This window comes from Ruegeria sp. AP7 (assembly GCF_056539905.1).
This window is the reverse complement of sequence record NZ_JBQFVT010000004.1, coordinates 166240-184608: the sequence shown is the minus strand read 5'-3', so window position 1 is coordinate 184608 and position 18369 is coordinate 166240. Positions and strand designations below refer to the sequence as shown.

Genomic DNA, 18369 nt, shown 5'->3' with positions numbered 1-18369 from the left:
GAGATGAATCAACACACAAACCCCGACCGCGAGGCACGCAATATCCTGATTGCCAATGATCGCGGTGGCTACACGATCCCAACCGAAGGGCTGTACCCATACCAATGGAACTGGGACAGCGCGATTACTGCGCTTGGATTTGCCCAGTTCGACCTCGACCGCGCCTGGATCGAGATCGAGACACTGTTTACCGGGCAATGGGATAATGGCATGGTGCCGCACATCCTTTTCCACCAGCAGGATGAAGGGTATTTCCCCGGCCCGGATGTTTGGGGCTGCAATGGTCCGATCCCCTCATCGGGTATTATCCAACCCCCCATCGCGGCCACGATGACCCGCAAAATCTGGGAACAGGACACCGCGTTCGGAGGCGCGCGGATGAAGGCGCTGTTCCCAAAGCTGCTGGCTTGGCACCGCTGGATCATGAAATGGCGTTTGGATGAATTCGGGGCTGTTTGTACAACCCACCCTTGGGAAGCGGGTCGTGATAACGCGCCAGACTGGGACAATTCAATGGCGCGCATGGATGCGTCGGATGTGGGAGAGTACAAACGCCGCGACACCAGCCATGTTAACAGCGAGGATCGCCCGACAAAGTTCGACTATGACCGTTACATCAGGCTGGTACAGATCGGTCGAAAAGCAGGCTGGGATCAGCAGGAGCTGCTGTCGTTGAACCCGTTCCGTATCGCCGATCCGACGATGACCTTTACTACACTGCGGGCAGCGCGGGACTTGCTGGTGATCAGTGAACAGCTTGGTCTGGCAGCTGAAGGCTTAAGCACAGACATTGAAAAACTGGAAGCCGGCGCTCGCTCGCTTTGGAACGAAGAGCTGGGCAGCTTTGATGCGCGCGACACACATACCGGCGAGATGTCAGGCAGCGTATCGAACGCGTCCTACCTGTGCTGGTATGCGGGTGTTGAGTCGGCCAAGATGCTGGAACGGTTGAAAACCACACTAGAAACCGTGCCCTATCCGGTTCCGAGTTATGACCCGGAAATGCCGAAATTCGACGCGCGCCGTTACTGGCGCGGGCCTACCTGGGCTTTCATGAACATGATGATCGGGTTCGGGCTACAGGATCTGGGTCATTCCGAGCACGCGGATCAGTTGCGCAAAAAAACCGGCGATCTGATCTCGGGCTTTGGTTTTGCAGAATACTTCGATCCAATAACCGGGAGCCCGGCTGGTGGTAAGGCTTTCTCTTGGACAGCAGCGGTTTGGCTTCACTGGGCAGGGAGGGCCTGATGGGTAGCATCGAACTTAAATCAGTCGAAAAATGGTTCGGCTCGGCCCAGGTCATCAAGGGCGTGGACCTCAAGATCGAAGAGGGCGAGTTCATCGTTTTCGTTGGCCCATCGGGCTGCGGAAAGTCCACTCTGTTGCGCATGATCGGCGGGCTCGAGGATATCTCGCGCGGGTCGTTGTTGATCAATGACAGTGATGTCACCGATCACCCGCCTTCAAAACGCGGCCTGACAATGGTGTTCCAATCCTATGCGCTTTATCCGCATCTGACAGTCGCCGAGAACATGGGGTTCTCTTTAAAGGTGGCCGGTGTTCCCAAGGCGGAGATCGCCGAACAGGTTAATCGCGCTGCAGAGGTTCTCAAGCTGGGACCGTTCATGGAACGCAGACCAAAAGACCTTTCTGGTGGTCAGCGGCAACGGGTTGCTATCGGCCGATCCATCGTCCGCGACCCCACCGCGTTCCTGTTTGACGAGCCACTTTCCAACCTCGACGCCGCCCTGCGGGTCGAGATGAGGTATGAGATCGCCAAGCTGCACCAAAGCCTCAAGCGCACGATGATCTACGTGACGCATGATCAGGTCGAAGCGATGACATTGGCCGACCGCATCGTGGTTTTGGAGTACGGCAAGATCGCTCAGGTCGGTACGCCGCGCGAGCTGTATGAACGCCCTGCGAACCTGTTCGTGGCCCAGTTCATCGGCAGCCCAAAGATGAATATCCTGCCCTGCGCGACCGAGGGCGACAGTTTCCATCTTGAGCACGGCCGCAGTGGCCCGTTTTCATGGTCCGCAGCGGCCACCAAGCTTGGCATCCGCCCCGAACACATTCGGGTAGGCGCTGCAGGCGATGGTCAGACTGACGGTGTCATCGAGGTGATCGAGTATCTGGGTGCAGACACATTCCTGATTGTGGATTGTGGAAGCGAGGACAAGGTCACAGTCCGTCTGAACGGCGATACGGCCCTGACACCGGGCACCCACATTGGTCTGCACTTCCCCACGGACAATCTGCATTTTTTTGATGAAAACGGGCAGGCTTTGGGGCTTGGATAGATGAACCCATCGGTATCCGTTGCAAACCTTGACCATTGACACTCAAGAACACAGTGAGTGTAAAGCTAAAGAACTGAAGCCGAAGCAAACCCTATCAATGTGGGCCACTACTTTGTGCCCCTTGGGTTGCACGGGGTGGATGCCGTGACCTTGGCGACAACAGGTGCCGTGGCGGACGGTACAGCCGTCTACACCGCCGTGCATGAAGGCGTTGCCTACTACTTTGCCTCGAAAGAAAGTAAAGCGAAGTTCGAAGCAAACTCCGAAGCGTATCTTCCGCAATATGGCGGCTTCTATGCCTTCGCGATCGCGCTTGGCAAGAAATTCGATGGAGATCCGAAACATGCGGACATCATTGACGGGCCGCTTTTTCTATTTGTGAACGCGGAAATCTTCGAGGCGCATAAGAAAGATAAAGGTAACATTCTCGCCAAGGCTTTGGAAACGTGGCCTTCAATCCAAAATACAGCCGTCGAAGAACTCTAAGCGACGAAGTGGGTGACCTCTGCGCTCTCAATGCCGGTCCCCCGTTCAGCTCAGTGATTAATGTTGGGATTAGCTCTCAGCCGCATGACCGCCAGATCAATAAACGTCCGTATCTTGGCGTTCGCCTGACGTCCCTCCAGGTGGATGATACTCACCGGCAAGGCTTCCTCTTCATAACTGCGCAACACGCGGACCAGCGTTTCATCTCGGAACTCTTCCCCAACCTGATAGGACATCAGGCGCGTGATCCCAAACCCCTGCTTGGCTGCAGCGATCGCCGCATCATTCTGGTTGCATTGCAAGCGCGGAGATACTTTCACCGTCAGTTTTTTGTTGGACGAGCTGAACCGCCATGACGTGGAAGATTCGACCGTGGAGGCAAGTACAACTTCGTGATCAGCCAGATCCTCAGGGGTTTCAGGGATACCGTGTTTGGCAAAGTAGTCGGGTGAACCACAGACAACCCGCTGGATACTGCCGACTTGAGTTGCGAACAGGCTTGAATCCTTCAGGTGCCCTATCCTGACCGCTACGTCTAATCCCTCATCGAGAATGTTGCCGATGCGGTCATAAAAGATCGCTCTCACTTCAACTGCCGGGTTGTGTTGAAGATATTCAGTTATGATGGGTGTGACGTGTTTTTGCCCAAACAAGACAGGAGCAGTAATCGAAAGGACACCTTTCGGCTCGGCATAACTCCCGGATGCGGCGGCTTCAGCTTGTTCAATATCGTCCAGTATTCTTTTGGCGTCCTCGTAAAAGCGCGCTCCGGAATCGGTGAGCCGAACGTGCCTGGTTGTACGATTGAACAGACGCACACGCAGATCATGTTCCAGCTGTGCAATCGAACGGGTGACGGCAGGCGGTGAGAGATCAAGTTTACGGCTCGCAGCAACGAAGCTCTGAGACTCGGCCGCTTCTACAAACACGCGCATGGCTTCGAGTTTATCCAATTCATCTCTTCCCGGGTTGTCGATCTGTATTATTACAAATAGCGAAATAGATTATTGATAAAATGCCCTATTATATCAGCATCGTCCAACAGTATGTTCAGCTTTTGAAAAGGACGGAAGTTCGTATCTCAACGAATTAGGAACATACCATGTCTCGTATCCCGAGCCCCGCATCCATCGACGCCGCACCGGTAGCGTCAAAAGGATCCCTCGAAGCCGTCAACAACCTGTTGGGGTCGGTTCCCAACATGTTTCGACTGATCAGCAACAGCCCGCAAACACTGGAAGGATACCTGGGCCTGAACGGTGCGCTCAGCGGTGGATCTGTGGATGCGCCGACCCGTGAGAGGATCGCACTGGCAGTCGCAGAAGTGAATGGTTGCGGCTACTGCCTAGCTGCTCACAACTACCTCGGCACAAATCTCGCCAGCCTGAGTGCCGACGAAATCCAAACCAATCGCCGCGGTTCATCGAGCGATACCAAAGCCGCTGCTGCGGTCGGATTTGCAGCAAAGGTCACCAAAAATTGCGGCCAAGTGTCTGAGGCCGACGTCCAAGCTGTTCGCGACGCAGGATACTCAGATGCGGAGGTTGTTGAAATTGTGGGCTACGTCGCGCTGAACACCCTGACGAACTACATGAATGAAGTTCTGGGCACGGCAATCGACTTTCCAATCGTCGAAGCTCTGTAGTCCACCTCTCTTTTGAAAGTGGCGGCGGACCCCGCCGCCCTCAATCTTTTGCAACAGGATTTCCCCGATGTCGCGACCACCGCTGCCACCATTCACAAAAGAAACCGCCATCGCAAAGGTGAGACTGGCTGAAAATGGGTGGTACTCTCGCGATGCCGCCAAGGTTGCTCTTGCATATTCAGAGGACACCAAATGGCGCAACCGTGGGCATTTCGTCACGAACCGACAGGAAGCTGAAGAATTCCTTACCGGCAAGTGGATCAAGGAAAATGAATACCGTCTGATCAAAGAACTTTGGGCATTTGCCGGCAATCGCATCGCGGTTCGATATGCCTATGAATGGCGGGATGACAGCGGCAATTGGTTCCGCTCCTACGGCAATGAAAACTGTGAGTTTGGAGAGGACGGTTTGATGATCAATCGCTTCGCCAGCATCAACGACCTGTCGATCGAAGAAGAAGAGCGCTTGTTTCGCTGGCCGCTCGGCCGACGCCCGGATGACCATCCAGGCTTAAGTGATCTTGGGCTGTAATGACGGAGATGATGAGCTTGACCTATTCAAGTGATATTGCCTTCACGGATAACGTAAAGGCTATTCAGGCCCGGAAGGGGTCACGGGACATGTACGCCCGGATGGAAGAAACCGGCAGTTGGGATACCGAGTTCACGCCCGATATCGTTGCCTACATCGCTGCTCAGCGGAGTTTTTTTCTGGCCACCGCGAACAGAGAAGGCCAACCTTACATCCAGCACAGGGGTGGGCCACCGGGTTTCCTGAAAGTTCTGGATAAGAAGACCCTGGCCTTTGCTGACTACAAGGGCAACAGACAGTTCATCAGTCAGGGTAACCTGATCGAGAATACCAAGGCGTTCATCTTCCTCATCGATTACGCCAACAAGACCCGCGTAAAAATTTGGGGCGCCGCTGAGATCATTGAAGACGATCCAGAGCTGTTGGATCGACTTATGCCGGATCGCAGCGAGTATCGCGCACTACCCGAGCAGGTTATCAAGTTCACCCTGGAGGCCTTTGACCGCAATTGCCCGCAGCATATTCCACAACGGTTTGATGCAGAAGACGTGGCGCGCGCTCTGCAGGAAAGGGATTCCCGGATAGAGGAATTGGAGGAACAAGTACGACGGCTGGAAACGCGAACTTGATACGGAATACGCGATCCAGAAAGGGTTTTGAAAGTGACTGGCTTATGGATTGTAGATGTTGAAGCAAGCGGTTTGAGCCCGAACAGCTATCCCATTGAGGTTGGTTTCTTTGATGGCCGCGCCGAATATCAAGCACTCGTTTCCCCCGACGGAACTTGGCACCATTGGAGCCAAAAATCAGAGGCGATGCATGGTATCTCGCGAGAAACCCTCATCGAACATGGCAAAGAAGCCAAGATCATCGCGAAGGAACTTAACACGCTCTTGGGCAACAATGTTGTCTACACTGACCATGACGATTGGGATGGGTTTTGGCTGAACCGATTGTTTGAGGCAGCAAGCCAGGAACCGAGTTTCACGATTGCCGATTTGTACGGGCTTTTGAGAGATAACACGGCGAAAACCTATGCCGACAAGTTAAATCAGCTACGCGAAAAAAGCACCTACCGGGCACACCGCGCCTTAGATGACGCGAAACTGATACACGCTGCGGCGACACATACCTTGGCCTACTCATGACCGGGAGAAACCTGACGACAGCAAACCCAAAATGGTGGTGACTATGGCTGATCCAATCGTTGTAACAGGAGCAGGGCTAGTGACACCCTTGCCTTGCGCAGCTTCGATCCAGCTTCAGGGGAATGGGCGATCTGGTGGCTCGACGGTAGATCGCCCCACAGGCTTGATACACCGGTAAAGGGTGCATTCACAGGAGATATCGGTGAATTTCACGCGCATGACGTGTTGAATGGGCAGCCCCTCATCGTCAGGTTTCTTTGGAAAAAAGGGGCGGTTCCGCGATGGGAACAAGCTTTCTCGACTGACGAGGGAGCCACTTGGGAAACCAACTGGACGATGGACTTCACACCGATTGCCTGACGAAAGACCGAGTTCTGTGGGATAACGGACTTTGGAACCGAGCGCAGCATCGGTCAATCTGGGCTCTCTATTGCCGCGGGAACAATTGCAGCATTGGCGATAATGGGTCTTGCCGAAGCTTTCGAGGACGGCCCGAACCGGACCCTCAGCCCGTTGACTCCATGCTGCGGCGTGGCCCGTCGAACCTGCCGTTCGCTGCGAGCGCAAAATCAAAGGCTGCCTGAACATACGACATGCGGACAAAACGGACCTATGCAGCGCGCGAGCCAATGTCCGCTTTCCTCGGGCTTCGATTGGAACCCAGAGCTAAAGTGACATGAGCCATTTCTTGAAAACTCTCAATGTGACTCGCTCCTGATCGCCCGAGCGGCAGACAAAGTAGAGCCCTCGCTCTAATGGAACACAGCTTGCATCTAGACGTATCAAGCGCCCAAGTTCCAGGTCATTTGCCGCCAATAAATGTCTTGCCAATGTAACACCTTGCCCGTCAATTGCCGCCTCCAGCAAAACAGCGCTGTCCACGTACTTGATACTCTGCGCGTTGATCCGATCAGCGCTCAAACCAACCTGCGCAGCCCAGTTTTCCCACCCGACATTGAACGCGTCCTGCAGGAGTGGGAGGGCAACCACATCTTCGGCACGCATCGGTAGCTGTATTTTCCCGACAAGGGAGGGCGCGGCCACGACAACCAATTCCTCGTGTCTGATCTGTTCATAAAACAGCCTATCCCAACCGGGTCTCCCGAAGCGCAGGGCGACATCGACCTCGGAGGTATCGAAATCGGCAAAGGCATCGTTTGTGTCTAGCAACAACGCGATACCAGGATGCTCTCGCTTAAACGAACTGAGCTGTGGCACAAGCCATTTTAGCGCTAACGAAGTGGAAAGAGACACTGTAATCGACTGTCGGTGACGCAATCGCTTCACCTCCGATACGCCAACTGCAGTGCCGAAAATGCCCCTCGTGTAGATTGATACAGGCGTTCACCGGCTTGCGTCAGTTCAACGCCATTGGGGCGGCGATGAAAGAGCGTCACGCCAAGATGCTGTTCCAGCAACTTAATCTGCCTACTGATCGCGCCGTGTGTAACGTTCAGAGCATCCGCTGCCTTAGATAAGCTGGAGTGGGTTGCGGTTTCATCAAAGGCCTGAAGTGCACGAAGGTGTCTAAGGTTTTCCGGCATGTGAGAAAACCTAACAGCAATATTCTGAAAACTCGATAGGTTCGCCGAGTTCTAAGGAGGTACACTGACTTCAACGCAATAATTCTCACATATGATGCGCCTAAAGAAAGGGGATACGATGCCCGAAGTCAAAGTCGCGCTGATGACAGGTACCGGACAAGGCATTGGCCGAGGCTGCGCCATTGAAATGGCTAAGGCTGGCTACAAGGTTTCGCTGATGTCGCCGTCCAATCGCTCGGTTGAGCTGGCGGAGGAGCTTGGGGGCATTGGCCGTCGTGGCTCTGTCTTAGATGTCGATGATTTGCAAGCGATGATCGACGACACCATGAGCAGGTATGGTAGAATTGATGCCATCGTCAGCAACATGGGTCACGGTGGCGCGGTGCCAGAGTCCATCAAAACTGTAGGTTTCGATCCGGACTTTGACGGGCCGCTTTTGGAGCTCAGCGATGAGTTGTGGCACGAAAGTCTGGACATGTACGTCCTGAACGTCGTCAAGATTGCCCGTATCGTTACGCCCATCCTGATTGAACAAGGCGGCGGCGCTTTCGTAAACATCTCGTCCATGAACACGGTTGAGCCTCGTGCACCGTATCCCATGAGCATGTTGCGCGGCGCGCTGCACAGTTTCTCAAAGCTGTATGGGGATCGTTATGCACGGCACAATATTCGCATGAACAACCTGCTCCCTGGGTTCTGCGAGAATGTGAAACTCTCCACACGGGCCCGCCAGGAGATCCCTGCTCAGCGACCGGCAACATTCGAAGAAATTGGGCAGGCTTGTGTGTTTCTCGCCAGCGAGGGTGCCCGGTACATAAATGGTCAGAGTATACTATCTGATGGCGGGATGAACCGCGCGGTCCGATAGCAAAGAGGCGGTGAAGTATGATTGTTAAAGCTCTCAAAGATATTCTTGATACAGATCGGGACGTTTCCGGTCCGGGTTGGAACAGCAGAAGGTTGCTGCTCGCCTCTGATGGAATGGGGTTTTCGCTGACAGATACGATAATTAAAGAAGGCACTGTGCTTGAGCTGGAATACACCCATCATCTAGAGGCGTGTTACTGTATCGAGGGCAAGGGGCAGATCCGAGCGTCTGAAAATGAAACCTGGCATTCCCTTGAGCCATTTACCCTCTACGCTTTGGATCAACACGACCGACATTTGGTGCGTGCGACAGAGGTTGATCTGCGACTGGTCTGCGTATTCAATCCGCCACTCAGCGGGCGCGAAGTACATCGCAAAGACGGAAGCTATGCTCCAAAAACATCCTGATGAACGTGGTGACGTACACAGGGAACCGGTCGTACACGCACCACGCAGCAACTGTCGAGAAGGGCTCTATGCCGCCATCGGAGCGACCGCGGCATCCTGCCGTTCGGGCCGTCTTGAACCGATGAGGAGCGGCCTATCAGTGACATTCGCCACCCGCCTAAATTTCTGGGCTCGCAGGCCGCTTTGCGGCCATTCGCCGCGATAGCAAAATCTTGAGGTCCGTGAATGGGAGAGGCACGGGACAAAGCTGCCGTATGCTTCGGGTGAAAGGAAGGGAACTTCATCGCCGAAGGCGTTCGAACTTTTTAGGGCGGCGGGAAAGTTATTTATCCGTCTCTAATTGCAGTGGCCGTCAGCGATATTCGCTCCAAGTTAGGAGAGCCTTACTCCACTACGTCAGAGCACGGTTCGCCTCTCCCGAGTTGTAATTTTTTTGGTAGTCTAAAACGAGCATCCAAACTAACCGAGCCAGCTAGGTAGAACGTTGCTGTCCCTCTTGTCCGCCTGATGGACAAAAGTATTTTGTGGCATGTTTATTACCATGAATTGGGGAAGCAATGTCTTCGGGAGAAGATTAGTATGATCACCGCGCTAAGCTACATCGGTATTCGTTCCAACAAGTCAGACGATTGGCGGCAGTTCGCTGGCAATATGCTGGGCATGCAGGTTTTGGATCACGGGGGTCGCAATACGGCGTTTCGGATGGATGATCAGCACCAGCGGTTGATCATATCAGACGAGCCCGGCGATACCCTAGCCTACATCGGATGGGAGGTTGGCGACAAGTCTGACCTGGAAAGGCTTGCCACTAAACTGGAGGCGGCGGGGCACAATGTGACCCCGGGGGATCGCGGACTGGCCGATCGCCGCTATGTGACTGAAATCATTACATGTGTCGATCCTGCCGGGAATCGGCTTGAGTTCGTCTGGAAGCCGGAGAAAACAACCGATCCCTTTATCCCAGGTCGACCCATCGAAGGATTCAAGACCGGCCCATATGGCATGGGGCACGCTGTTTTGCACGTGTCCAACGCCGAAGCGCTTGTACCTTTTTACCGCGACGTACTTGGCTTTCATTTAAGCGATTATGGGTTGCGGCCCATTCCTCTCTATTTTTTTCATGTCAACGGCCGGCATCATAGTTTTGCAATCGTCGGGTCGGGGCAGGCAGGGTTTCATCACTTCATGGTGGAATACGACAATCTAGACGACGTGGGTCAGGGGTATGATCTGGCACAGAATGGTCTTGCCGAAATCGCCTATACATTGGGGCGGCACACAAATGATTACATGACAAGCTTTTATGCCCATACGCCGTCGGGCTTTTTCGTGGAAAGCGGTTGGGGCGGGAGGATCATCGACCCATCCACCTGGGAGCCTTGCGAAACAAATGTCGGGCCCAGCTTTTGGGGCCACGAACGGCTGTACCTGAACGAACAGGAACGCGCCGCATTTCGGAATAAGCGACTGGCAACCGCAGCCGCGGGGCACCGGGCACCTAGCGTTTTGAATTGCCCGTGGCTCTACGGACAAGTCCCCGAGGTCTGAACGATGTATGACGTTGCGATTATCGGGTTCGGTCCTACCGGAGCGACACTTGCCAACCTCCTGACCAAAAGCGGTGTTTCGGTTGTGGTTCTGGACCGCGAGGCCCAGATGTACCATCTGCCCCGCGCCGTGCACTTCGATGACGAAGTGATGCGCGTTTTCCAGACCGTCGGGATAGCTGACGCGCTTTACAAGCTGGTGCACATCAACCCGGGCATGAAGTTCGTCGATGAAAACAATGAGTTGCTGCTGGACTGGCCAAGACCACAGAGCGTTACGAATCATGGGTGGCACGCAAGCTACAGGTTGCATCAGCCTGATCTCGAAACACTGTTGAGAGCCGAACTGGCGCGTTCCCCGACGGCCACCACGCTGGAACTTCACAACGTAATAAATCTTGAAGCAACAGGGAATGGCGTAGAGTTAACCGCACTGGATAAGACAAACGACTGCAAGTCCACATTTGAAGCTCGATACGTTGTTGGCTGCGACGGGGCCAATTCGTCCGTGCGTCGCTGGATCGGCGGCGAAATGGAAGATCTGGGGTTTGAAGAACGCTGGCTGGTTGTCGATTTGCGTCTCAAACATCCAATGCCAGAGCTTGGCGATCATTCCATTCAATTCTGCAACCCGGACCGACCGATGACTTATTGCCGGGCCCCCGGTATTCGCCGCCGCTGGGAAATCATGGTTTTGGACGGTGAAACCGACGCCGAAATAATGGAACATTCGCGTCTCTGGGATCTGCTATCGCGGTGGATTACGCCTGATGATGCCGAGATTGAGCGCAGTGCTGTCTATACGTTCCGTTCACAGGTCGCGAAAATCTGGCGAAAGGGACCGGTTCTGATTGCAGGAGATGCCGCCCACCTGACGCCACCCTTCATGGGCCAAGGAATGTGCACTGGCATTCGAGACGCCGCGAATTTGGCATGGAAGCTCGTCAAAGCACTCAACGGCGGCGATGAAGAGATACTCTTTGACAGCTATCAGGATGAACGACAGCCCCACGCACACAGCTATATTGAAACTGCGGTTCGTCTGGGCGGCCTGATCAACTCGCTTGATCGGGAAAGTGCCTTGCAACTTGCAGACGGTTCGCGTTCGGGTGCCATGCGATCCATTGCGCCCAAGCTTGGTCAGAGCGCACTGATGCAGGTGCAGACAAACAACCCTTATGTGGGGCGTCCCTTTCCCCAAGTGCATCTTGATACCGACGGACAGAGGCTGGACGATGCTGTTGGACACAAGCACCTTCTTGTCAGTCGCGCCTCATTACCGGAATGCAGCGGTGATGCTGTCGCACTGAATGCGCGTGATCATTCCCAGCTGGACGCCGTGCTTACAGATATTGGAACAAATGCCGTCTGGGTGCGACCCGACCGTTACGTCGCGGCTGTTGCGGAAACCCTTCTGGAACTTCCAGAACAAGCCCTGTCCCTTTTTAAGCCGAAAAAAAAGAAAGATAGATATGAAACTGGCATCACTTAAATCCGGTGGTCGTGATGGATCACTTGTCGTCGTGTCAAAAGACCTGACCAGAATGGCATCTGCGGCATCAGTTGCGCAAACGTTGCAGCAAGCGATCGAAACCTGGGAAAGTTCAGCCAGTGCGCTGAAAAAGATCTCGGACTTGGTCGAACAAAATGAGATCGAGACTATGGCCTATGACGTGGACCAATTGGCCAGTCCGTTGCCGAGATCGTATCAATGGGCCGACGGAAGTGCATATCTCAGCCATATGCGCCTTGTACGCAAAGCCCGCGGGGCTGCCATGCCCCCCGGAGCTGAGACGGATCCACTGATGTATCAGGGGGGCAGTGACTATTTTCTGGCACCGACCGATGACATTCCCTGCATTGACGTGGACTGGGGACTGGATTTTGAGGGCGAGATTGCCGTGGTTACCGATGACGTGCCTATCGGATGTTCTACCGAGGCGGCGGTTGGCCATATCAAACTGATCATGCTGTGCAATGATGTCTCGTTGCGCAATGTTATGAAACCGGAGCTGGTCAAGGGGTTTGGCTTTTACCAGTCGAAACCTGCAAGTGCGTTTTCGCCTGTTTGCGTAACTCCGGATGAACTGGGTGAATACTGGACCGGAGCAAAAGTTACTCTGCCGCTCGAAACCGTTTACAACGGCAGAACCTTTGGCAAGGTCCCGGCTGGCACTGACCTGAATTTTGATTTCGCCCAGTTGATTGCGCATGCCGCAAAGACCAGAGAATTGCGCGCAGGCACTATCATCGGATCGGGCACGGTGTCGAACACTGATCACGAACGTGTCGGGTCGTCATGTCTGGCCGAAAAGCGGATGATCGAAATCATTGCCGATGGCAGGGCGGAGACGCGTTTCATGGAGCCTGGAGATACCGTCAGATTCGAGATGCACGACCCCTCAGGGCAGTCAGTTTTTGGGGCTATTGACCAAAAGGTCGTCGCCGCCTGAGAATGTGCAATAGGACGGTCTGAAGGATGAGGATGGTGGCAGACAACCAACCCAACATTCGTGCCTTGCTACGCGGTCTGGACTTGTTGCGGTTCGTGAATAGTCAGGGTTCGGCAAAGCCTGCCGAAATCGCTACCGCGATTGGCGTGCCGAGACCAACTGTCTATCGGTTGCTCCACACTCTTGAGGAAGCAGGGTACATTCTGATGTCGGCGTCCGACACTCGGGTCAGAGTTTCGCCGCGCGCCTCCGGCTTGGGCGACAACTATGCTGCGCACTCGCACATTTGCCGTGTCGCGGCCCCAGGCATTGCGGAATTCACCGATGTGCATTCATGGCCGCTTGATCTTTCGGTTTATCGAGATCTGCACATGGTCATCGAAGAAACAACGCACTGGCGCAGCCCGTTCTCGATTGATCGGAACATGGCCGGACTGTCCCTGCCGATACTCAGGTCTTCGGCCGGGCGCGCCTTTTTGGCCTTTCTGGAAGACAAGGAAAGAAGCATCATTCTGGACCTGCTGCGCAACAATAACGACCCCGAGGACAAGCGGTTTTTGCTGGAAAGCTGGATCGCCTCGCGTCTGGTTCAATATCGCAAACAAGGATACGCTACGCGCAGTTCGCGCACTTTCCGACCCGACACATCCAGTTTGGCGGTTCCAATCATCTGTGAGGATCGCGTTCTGGGATGCCTGTCGATCATTTGGATCGCCAGTGCGTTTTCCATGACAGAAGCAATCAACCGTTATGCGGGCCCGATGAAGGAATTGGCCAATCAGATCGCGGCGCAAATGGTAAAAGGTGCACCTGTCCGCCAAGCGGACAAAAAGATCTAAAGCACAGTAAGCAATTCCTCGGAAGCGGTAGGTTTAGGAAAAACCGGGAGGAATCATGAAACATCTCATCAGATCTACGGTGCTGAGCTTTGGAATTTCGTTGACGGTCGGCGCAGCTTGGGCTGCGGATACTGTTCTTACAATCTCATCATGGGCGCCGCCAACGCATGGCATGAACGCCAAGCTCTGGCCTGAATTCACGAAAATGCTCGAAGAAGCCTCAGATGGTCGTGTGAGCGCAGAGGTGAAATACGGATTGGGGGCGCCGCCAGCTCAGTTCGACCTTATTCTCGACGGGGTGGCCGATGTCACGTGGATTTTTCACGGCTACAATCCCGGGCGCTTTGTGGCATCCAAAATGATCGAACTGCCTGGCTACGAAGGCAACGCCGAGGCCGCATCGGTGGCCTATTGGCGGGCATATGAAGAGTATCTTGCCACGGCAAACGAACATGACGGGGTAAAGGTCCTTGCCATGATGACTCACGGTCCCGGCATCCTGCATTCCGAAACCAAGGTGACATCGCTGGACGATATTTCTGGCATGAAGCTGCGACTTGGTGGCGGGGTTTCTGGGGACGTGGGCGCAGCGCTCGGTGCCACCGGAATCCGGGTACCAGCACCGAAAGTTTATGAAACATTGGCGTCCAAGGCGGCCGACGGTGTCATGATGCCCATGGAAGCCCGCGCAGGCTTCAAGCTGTTTGAAGTTGCCCCGCACAGTTATTCTGTACCCGGCGGTTTTTATCGCGGTTCGTTTGCAATCGTGATGAACCAGGACAAATACGACAGCTTGTCAGATGAAGATCGTGCTGCTTTGGATACAATTGCAGGCGAAGCGCTTTCTCAGGTGGCCGGGCGCATGTGGGACGAGATTGACCAGATCGGCATCGAAACCATTGACGGCAACGAGGGCAATTCCTGGACGGAAGCCAGCGAAGCTGACGTCGCAGCCTGGAACGAAATGACGGGTCCAATCATCGAAAGCGTTCTGGCCGAGGTGTCTGACAAGGGAATTGACGCGGCGACGGTGCAAGCCTTTATTGCCGAGCAGATGACAGGCAACTGAACCACAATAAGAAACTCTGCGGGCCCTGGCTTAGGGCCCGCAATTTTGCGAGGCAGGCATGGCTGACATTCAGAAACTGAAGCTGCACGATCCCTGGTACGTTGTTCTCAATCTGCCTACATGGATCGCAGCGGGCACCTTATTCGTGCTGATGTGCATGACATTTCTGGACGTGGTTTTTCGGAGCGCTTTCAACAATCCTATCGAAAGTGCGACCGAACTGACCCGGCTTTTTATGGCGGTCATCGTATTTTCTGCATTGCCTCTGGTGTCTTGGAAGGGTGAGAACATTGTTGTGGACCTGCTTGACCCTTTCTTCAGCGCACGAATGGCCCAGTTGCGCGATAGCCTGATCGATGCAATCTGCGGGATCGTTTTGATATGGCCGGCAATTCGGGTTTGGGAACTTGCGGAACGGTCGCGTCAGTATGGTGACGTTACAGAATACCTGAAGCTGCCACAATTTTATGTCGGGTGGTTTATCTCGATCTTTGTTGCGCTGACCGCAATTGCCTTTCTTGCGCGCAGTGTTGTGCGCCTGTTCCTTAAAACAGAGGTCTCCGAATGACTCTGTCGCTATTGGGGCTCGGAGCGGTCTTAGTTCTCGTTTTCTTACGCATGCCCATTGCCATAGCCATGGGGCTTGTTGGCTTCCTGGGTTTTGTGGAGTTACGCGGGTTTCGCGCTGCTATCTCGATGGTGGGCCGACTGGTAATTGACACGGCTCAGGATTACGGGTTGTCGGTGGTGCCTCTCTTTATCCTGATGGGTCTCTTCGTGAACAAGGGCGGCCTTTCCAAAGAGCTATATCGTGCGTCCTACGCATTTCTCGGCCATATGCGCGGTGGATTGGCTATGGCGACGATCGTGGCCTGCGCTGGCTTCTCGGCTATCTGCGGTTCTTCCCTCGCCACCGCGGCGACAATGTCGAAGGTTGCCATGCCCGAGATGCGAAAATACAGGTATTCAGACAGTTTGGCGAGAGCCTCAATCGCGGCGGGCGGCACCTTGGGCATCCTGATACCACCCTCGGTAATCCTGGTCATCTATGGCCTGCTGACGGAAACAAGCATCGGAAAGCTCTTTATCGCCGGTGTTGTTCCAGGGTTGCTAGGCGTTTTGCTTTATCTTGTGGCCGTCAGGTTCTCGGTGACCCGGGACCCTGACGCCGGACCAGCGGGCGAATGGGTTTCCTGGCGAGAGCGGCTTTTGTCGCTCAGGGATATCTGGGCAGTGCTGCTACTGTTCTTCCTTGTGATTGGCGGGCTCTACGGAGTGTTGGATGTCTGGCCCTTCTTCATAACGTTTTCCCCGACCGAGGCTGCAGGAATGGGGGCCGCTGGCGCTTTCCTGATTGCATTGTCCAGAAGAGCCTTGAGTTTTTCATCGACCATGGAGGTATTGATCGAAACTGTGCAGACAGCCGCCACGCTATTTGCGGTCTTGATCGGGGCGTGGATATTCTCGAACTTTGTCAATCTTGCGGGGCTGCCCGAGGCACTTAGCAACTTCGTTCTTTCCCAGGGGCTATCGCCGACACTGGTCATTGTGTTGATCCTGCTGGTCTACGTTCTTCTTGGTTGCGTTTTTGAAAGCTTGTCGATGCTGCTGCTTACGGTGCCCATCTTCTTTCCGGTAGTGACCAGTCTCGGGTTTGATCCGGTTTGGTTTGGTATTGTCGTCGTCGTAGTCACCGAGATCAGCCTGATCACCCCGCCCGTGGGTTTGAATGTCTTTGTACTAAAAGGTGTCGTTAAGGATGTCCCTACATCAATAATTTTTCGAGGCGTCACCCCTTTCTGGCTAGTGGATATCCTTCGACTGCTGATAATCGTCATGTTTCCTTGGCTTGTACTCTTCTTACCTAATTCAATGTAGGCTAGCTCTGGGTGGTTGGTTTTCAAACCTGAAATTGCCTTTTCAAGTTGTCTGTTTTGGGCTCACTGCAGACCTCGGTGCTGAAGCAGCACAAGTGCCTGCCCAGTTCTCCACGACTTATCCAAACGGCCCATAGCCGTCATCCATCGATACGATGAATTGCTGCGTCCGTATTCCGTCTTGCAGTTGTTTGTATTCGATCGACCCCTCACGGTCTCGCGTCCACAGGCATCCGAATTGCGTCAGACTATCCGATGCGCTGGCTTCTGAAAAACTCAAAAATATATAGCATTTTATCAGAATGCTTTTACCATGTGGTCAAATTTGGGGGAGGATGAATGCTCGACATTATCATCAGACAAGCCCACCTGCCAGATGGCCGAGGGCCGCTGGATATTGCGATCAAGGGTGACCGCGTCGCAGAAATTGCCACCAAGATCGAGGCTAACGCGGGCGAAGAAATCGATGCGGCTGGGCGCTTGGTTTCACCCCCCTTTACCGACCCACACTTCCATATGGATGCGACCCTGAGCCTTGGATCGCCTCGCATGAACGTCTCGGGGACACTATTGGAAGGCATTGCGCTTTGGGGTGAGCTGAAGCCCCTGCTGACACCTGAAGCAGTGATTGACCGTGCCATGCGATATTGCGACCTTGCCGTATCGCAAGGGTTATTGGCTATCCGTTCGCATGTGGATGTTTCATCCGCACCTTTGGTTGGCGTTGAAGCACTGTTGGAGGTCCGCAAGCAGGTCGCCCCCTATATTGATCTGCAACTGGTAGCATTCCCGCAAGATGGTCTTTACCGAGCACAAAATGCGGAAGAAAACTTGATCCAAGCCCTTGATATGGGTGTCGACGTGGTAGGTGGCATCCCGCATTTTGAGCGTACGATGTCGGAAGGTGCCCGGTCGGTCAGGAGACTGGCCGAGATAGCGGTGGACCGTGGCCTGATGCTGGATTTGCATTGCGATGAAAGCGACGATCCAATGTCGCGACACGTGGAAACCTTGGCCTATGAGACCACGCGCCTTGGGCTTGGCGGGCGAGTTACAGCAAGCCATGTCACGGCAATGCATTCCTATGATAATTATTATGCCTCGAAGCTTATTCCTCTGATTGCGGAAAGCGGCATGAACGTGGTGCCCAACCCGCTCATCAACATAACGTTGCAAGGTCGCTCGGACACCTATCCGCGCCGTCGGGGGCTGACCCGAGTGCCAGAGCTGCGCGCGGCAGGTGTAAACGTCGCCTTCGGGCAAGATTGCACAATGGATCCATGGTATTCGCTTGGTTCTGCCGACATGTTGGAAGTGGCCCATATGGGCGTACATGCAGTGCCCATGACATCCCGAGCGGCGATGGAGTGGGCTTTTACATCCGTCACCCTAAACGGGGCCAAGGCTATGGGCCTGCCTGACCCCACAATCCGCAAGGGCGGCCCTGCCAATATGGTAGTGCTGCAAGCGTGCGATCCGATTGAAGCTGTTCGCATGAAAGCCACCCGCCTTGCCGTCATCAAAAACGGAAAGGTGCTGGCCCGCACAGAACCCCGAATGGCCGCGCTTTCGTTGCCCGGTCGCCCCACGACCCTGGACCCCGCCGATTATGCGCCAAGGCCCAATACTCAGGAAGCTTAATAACAAG

Annotated in this window: 20 protein-coding genes; 17 read left to right on the top strand and 3 right to left on the bottom strand. The window is 54.4% G+C overall.

Annotation, left to right across the window (positions count from 1 at the left end; genetic code table 11):
* The first annotated feature begins 3 nt into the window (after positions 1-3).
* From ACR0KN_RS10125 to ACR0KN_RS10115, 3 genes are all read left to right on the top strand, one after another.
* Positions 4-1251, top strand: coding sequence for an MGH1-like glycoside hydrolase domain-containing protein (locus ACR0KN_RS10125; RefSeq protein WP_480653244.1), 1248 nt, complete (start codon positions 4-6; stop codon positions 1249-1251).
* Positions 1251-2306, top strand: coding sequence for an ABC transporter ATP-binding protein (locus tag ACR0KN_RS10120; RefSeq protein ID WP_480653242.1), 1056 nt, complete (start codon positions 1251-1253; stop codon positions 2304-2306). The genes ACR0KN_RS10125 and ACR0KN_RS10120 overlap by 1 nt, the downstream gene beginning before the upstream one ends.
* Before the next feature lie 99 nt (positions 2307-2405).
* Positions 2406-2792 carry a YHS domain-containing (seleno)protein gene (locus ACR0KN_RS10115; protein WP_480653240.1) on the top strand — a complete coding sequence of 129 codons (387 nt, stop codon included), beginning with the start codon at positions 2406-2408 and terminating at the stop codon, positions 2790-2792.
* A 50-nt stretch (positions 2793-2842) separates the two neighbouring features.
* On the opposite strand, the gene ACR0KN_RS10110 is transcribed toward ACR0KN_RS10115, so the two are convergent.
* Entirely contained in the window at positions 2843-3745 is a 903-nt protein-coding gene (locus ACR0KN_RS10110; protein WP_480653238.1) for a LysR family transcriptional regulator, read from the bottom strand.
* Positions 3746-3894: 149 nt separating this feature from the next.
* On the opposite strand from ACR0KN_RS10110, the gene ACR0KN_RS10105 reads away from it, so the two are divergent.
* From ACR0KN_RS10105 to ACR0KN_RS10090, 4 genes are all read left to right on the top strand, one after another.
* A complete protein-coding gene (locus ACR0KN_RS10105) occupies positions 3895-4437 on the top strand; it encodes a carboxymuconolactone decarboxylase family protein (RefSeq protein WP_480653236.1) in 543 nt (180 codons plus the stop codon).
* A 67-nt stretch (positions 4438-4504) separates the two neighbouring features.
* Positions 4505-4969 (top strand): nuclear transport factor 2 family protein, encoded by a 465-nt coding sequence (locus ACR0KN_RS10100; protein WP_480653234.1) that lies wholly within the window; start codon positions 4505-4507, stop codon positions 4967-4969.
* An 11-nt stretch (positions 4970-4980) separates the two neighbouring features.
* Complete coding sequence (locus ACR0KN_RS10095; protein WP_480653232.1) at positions 4981-5598, top strand: pyridoxamine 5'-phosphate oxidase family protein; 618 nt, start codon at positions 4981-4983, stop codon at positions 5596-5598.
* Between the two features lie 27 nt (positions 5599-5625).
* Positions 5626-6117 carry a 3'-5' exonuclease gene (locus ACR0KN_RS10090; RefSeq protein ID WP_480653230.1) on the top strand — a complete coding sequence of 164 codons (492 nt, stop codon included), beginning with the start codon at positions 5626-5628 and terminating at the stop codon, positions 6115-6117.
* 666 nt (positions 6118-6783) lie between these two features.
* Here the strand turns inward: ACR0KN_RS10090 and ACR0KN_RS10085 are convergent.
* Positions 6784-7335: a LysR substrate-binding domain-containing protein gene (locus ACR0KN_RS10085; RefSeq protein WP_480653228.1), complete on the bottom strand. Its 552-nt coding sequence runs from the start codon at positions 7333-7335 to the stop codon at positions 6784-6786.
* Positions 7336-7400: 65 nt separating this feature from the next.
* Positions 7401-7661 carry a LysR family transcriptional regulator gene (locus ACR0KN_RS10080; RefSeq protein WP_480653226.1) on the bottom strand — a complete coding sequence of 87 codons (261 nt, stop codon included), beginning with the start codon at positions 7659-7661 and terminating at the stop codon, positions 7401-7403.
* A 118-nt stretch (positions 7662-7779) separates the two neighbouring features.
* On the opposite strand from ACR0KN_RS10080, the gene ACR0KN_RS10075 reads away from it, so the two are divergent.
* The 10 genes from ACR0KN_RS10075 to ACR0KN_RS10030 all read left to right on the top strand — a co-directional run bounded on the left by ACR0KN_RS10075 (position 7780) and on the right by ACR0KN_RS10030 (position 18362).
* A complete protein-coding gene (locus ACR0KN_RS10075) occupies positions 7780-8529 on the top strand; it encodes an SDR family oxidoreductase (protein ID WP_480653224.1) in 750 nt (249 codons plus the stop codon).
* 17 nt (positions 8530-8546) lie between these two features.
* On the top strand, positions 8547-8936 hold the full coding sequence (locus ACR0KN_RS10070; protein WP_170472714.1) for an ectoine synthase: 390 nt from the start codon (positions 8547-8549) through the stop codon (positions 8934-8936).
* Between the two features lie 579 nt (positions 8937-9515).
* Positions 9516-10484, top strand: coding sequence for a VOC family protein (locus ACR0KN_RS10065; RefSeq protein WP_480653222.1), 969 nt, complete (start codon positions 9516-9518; stop codon positions 10482-10484).
* 3 nt (positions 10485-10487) lie between these two features.
* Positions 10488-11975 (top strand): bifunctional 3-(3-hydroxy-phenyl)propionate/3-hydroxycinnamic acid hydroxylase MhpA, encoded by a 1488-nt coding sequence (gene mhpA / locus ACR0KN_RS10060; RefSeq protein ID WP_480653220.1) that lies wholly within the window; start codon positions 10488-10490, stop codon positions 11973-11975.
* Positions 11956-12936, top strand: coding sequence for a fumarylacetoacetate hydrolase family protein (locus ACR0KN_RS10055; RefSeq protein WP_480653218.1), 981 nt, complete (start codon positions 11956-11958; stop codon positions 12934-12936). Before mhpA ends, ACR0KN_RS10055 begins: the two co-directional genes overlap by 20 nt.
* 32 nt (positions 12937-12968) lie before the next feature.
* The gene (locus tag ACR0KN_RS10050) at positions 12969-13775 is read left to right on the top strand and encodes a DNA-binding transcriptional regulator (protein WP_480653517.1); all 807 of its coding nucleotides are present in this window, start codon (positions 12969-12971) and stop codon (positions 13773-13775) included.
* A gap of 55 nt (positions 13776-13830) precedes the next feature.
* Positions 13831-14844: a TRAP transporter substrate-binding protein gene (locus tag ACR0KN_RS10045; protein ID WP_170542737.1), complete on the top strand. Its 1014-nt coding sequence runs from the start codon at positions 13831-13833 to the stop codon at positions 14842-14844.
* 58 nt (positions 14845-14902) lie between these two features.
* Positions 14903-15412, top strand: a complete 510-nt coding sequence (locus ACR0KN_RS10040; protein ID WP_480653216.1) for a TRAP transporter small permease — start codon at positions 14903-14905, stop codon at positions 15410-15412.
* Complete coding sequence (locus ACR0KN_RS10035; protein WP_480653214.1) at positions 15409-16722, top strand: TRAP transporter large permease; 1314 nt, start codon at positions 15409-15411, stop codon at positions 16720-16722. Before ACR0KN_RS10040 ends, ACR0KN_RS10035 begins: the two co-directional genes overlap by 4 nt.
* A gap of 338 nt (positions 16723-17060) precedes the next feature.
* A complete protein-coding gene (locus ACR0KN_RS10030) occupies positions 17061-18362 on the top strand; it encodes an amidohydrolase family protein (protein WP_480653212.1) in 1302 nt (433 codons plus the stop codon).
* The last annotated feature ends 7 nt before the right edge of the window (positions 18363-18369 follow it).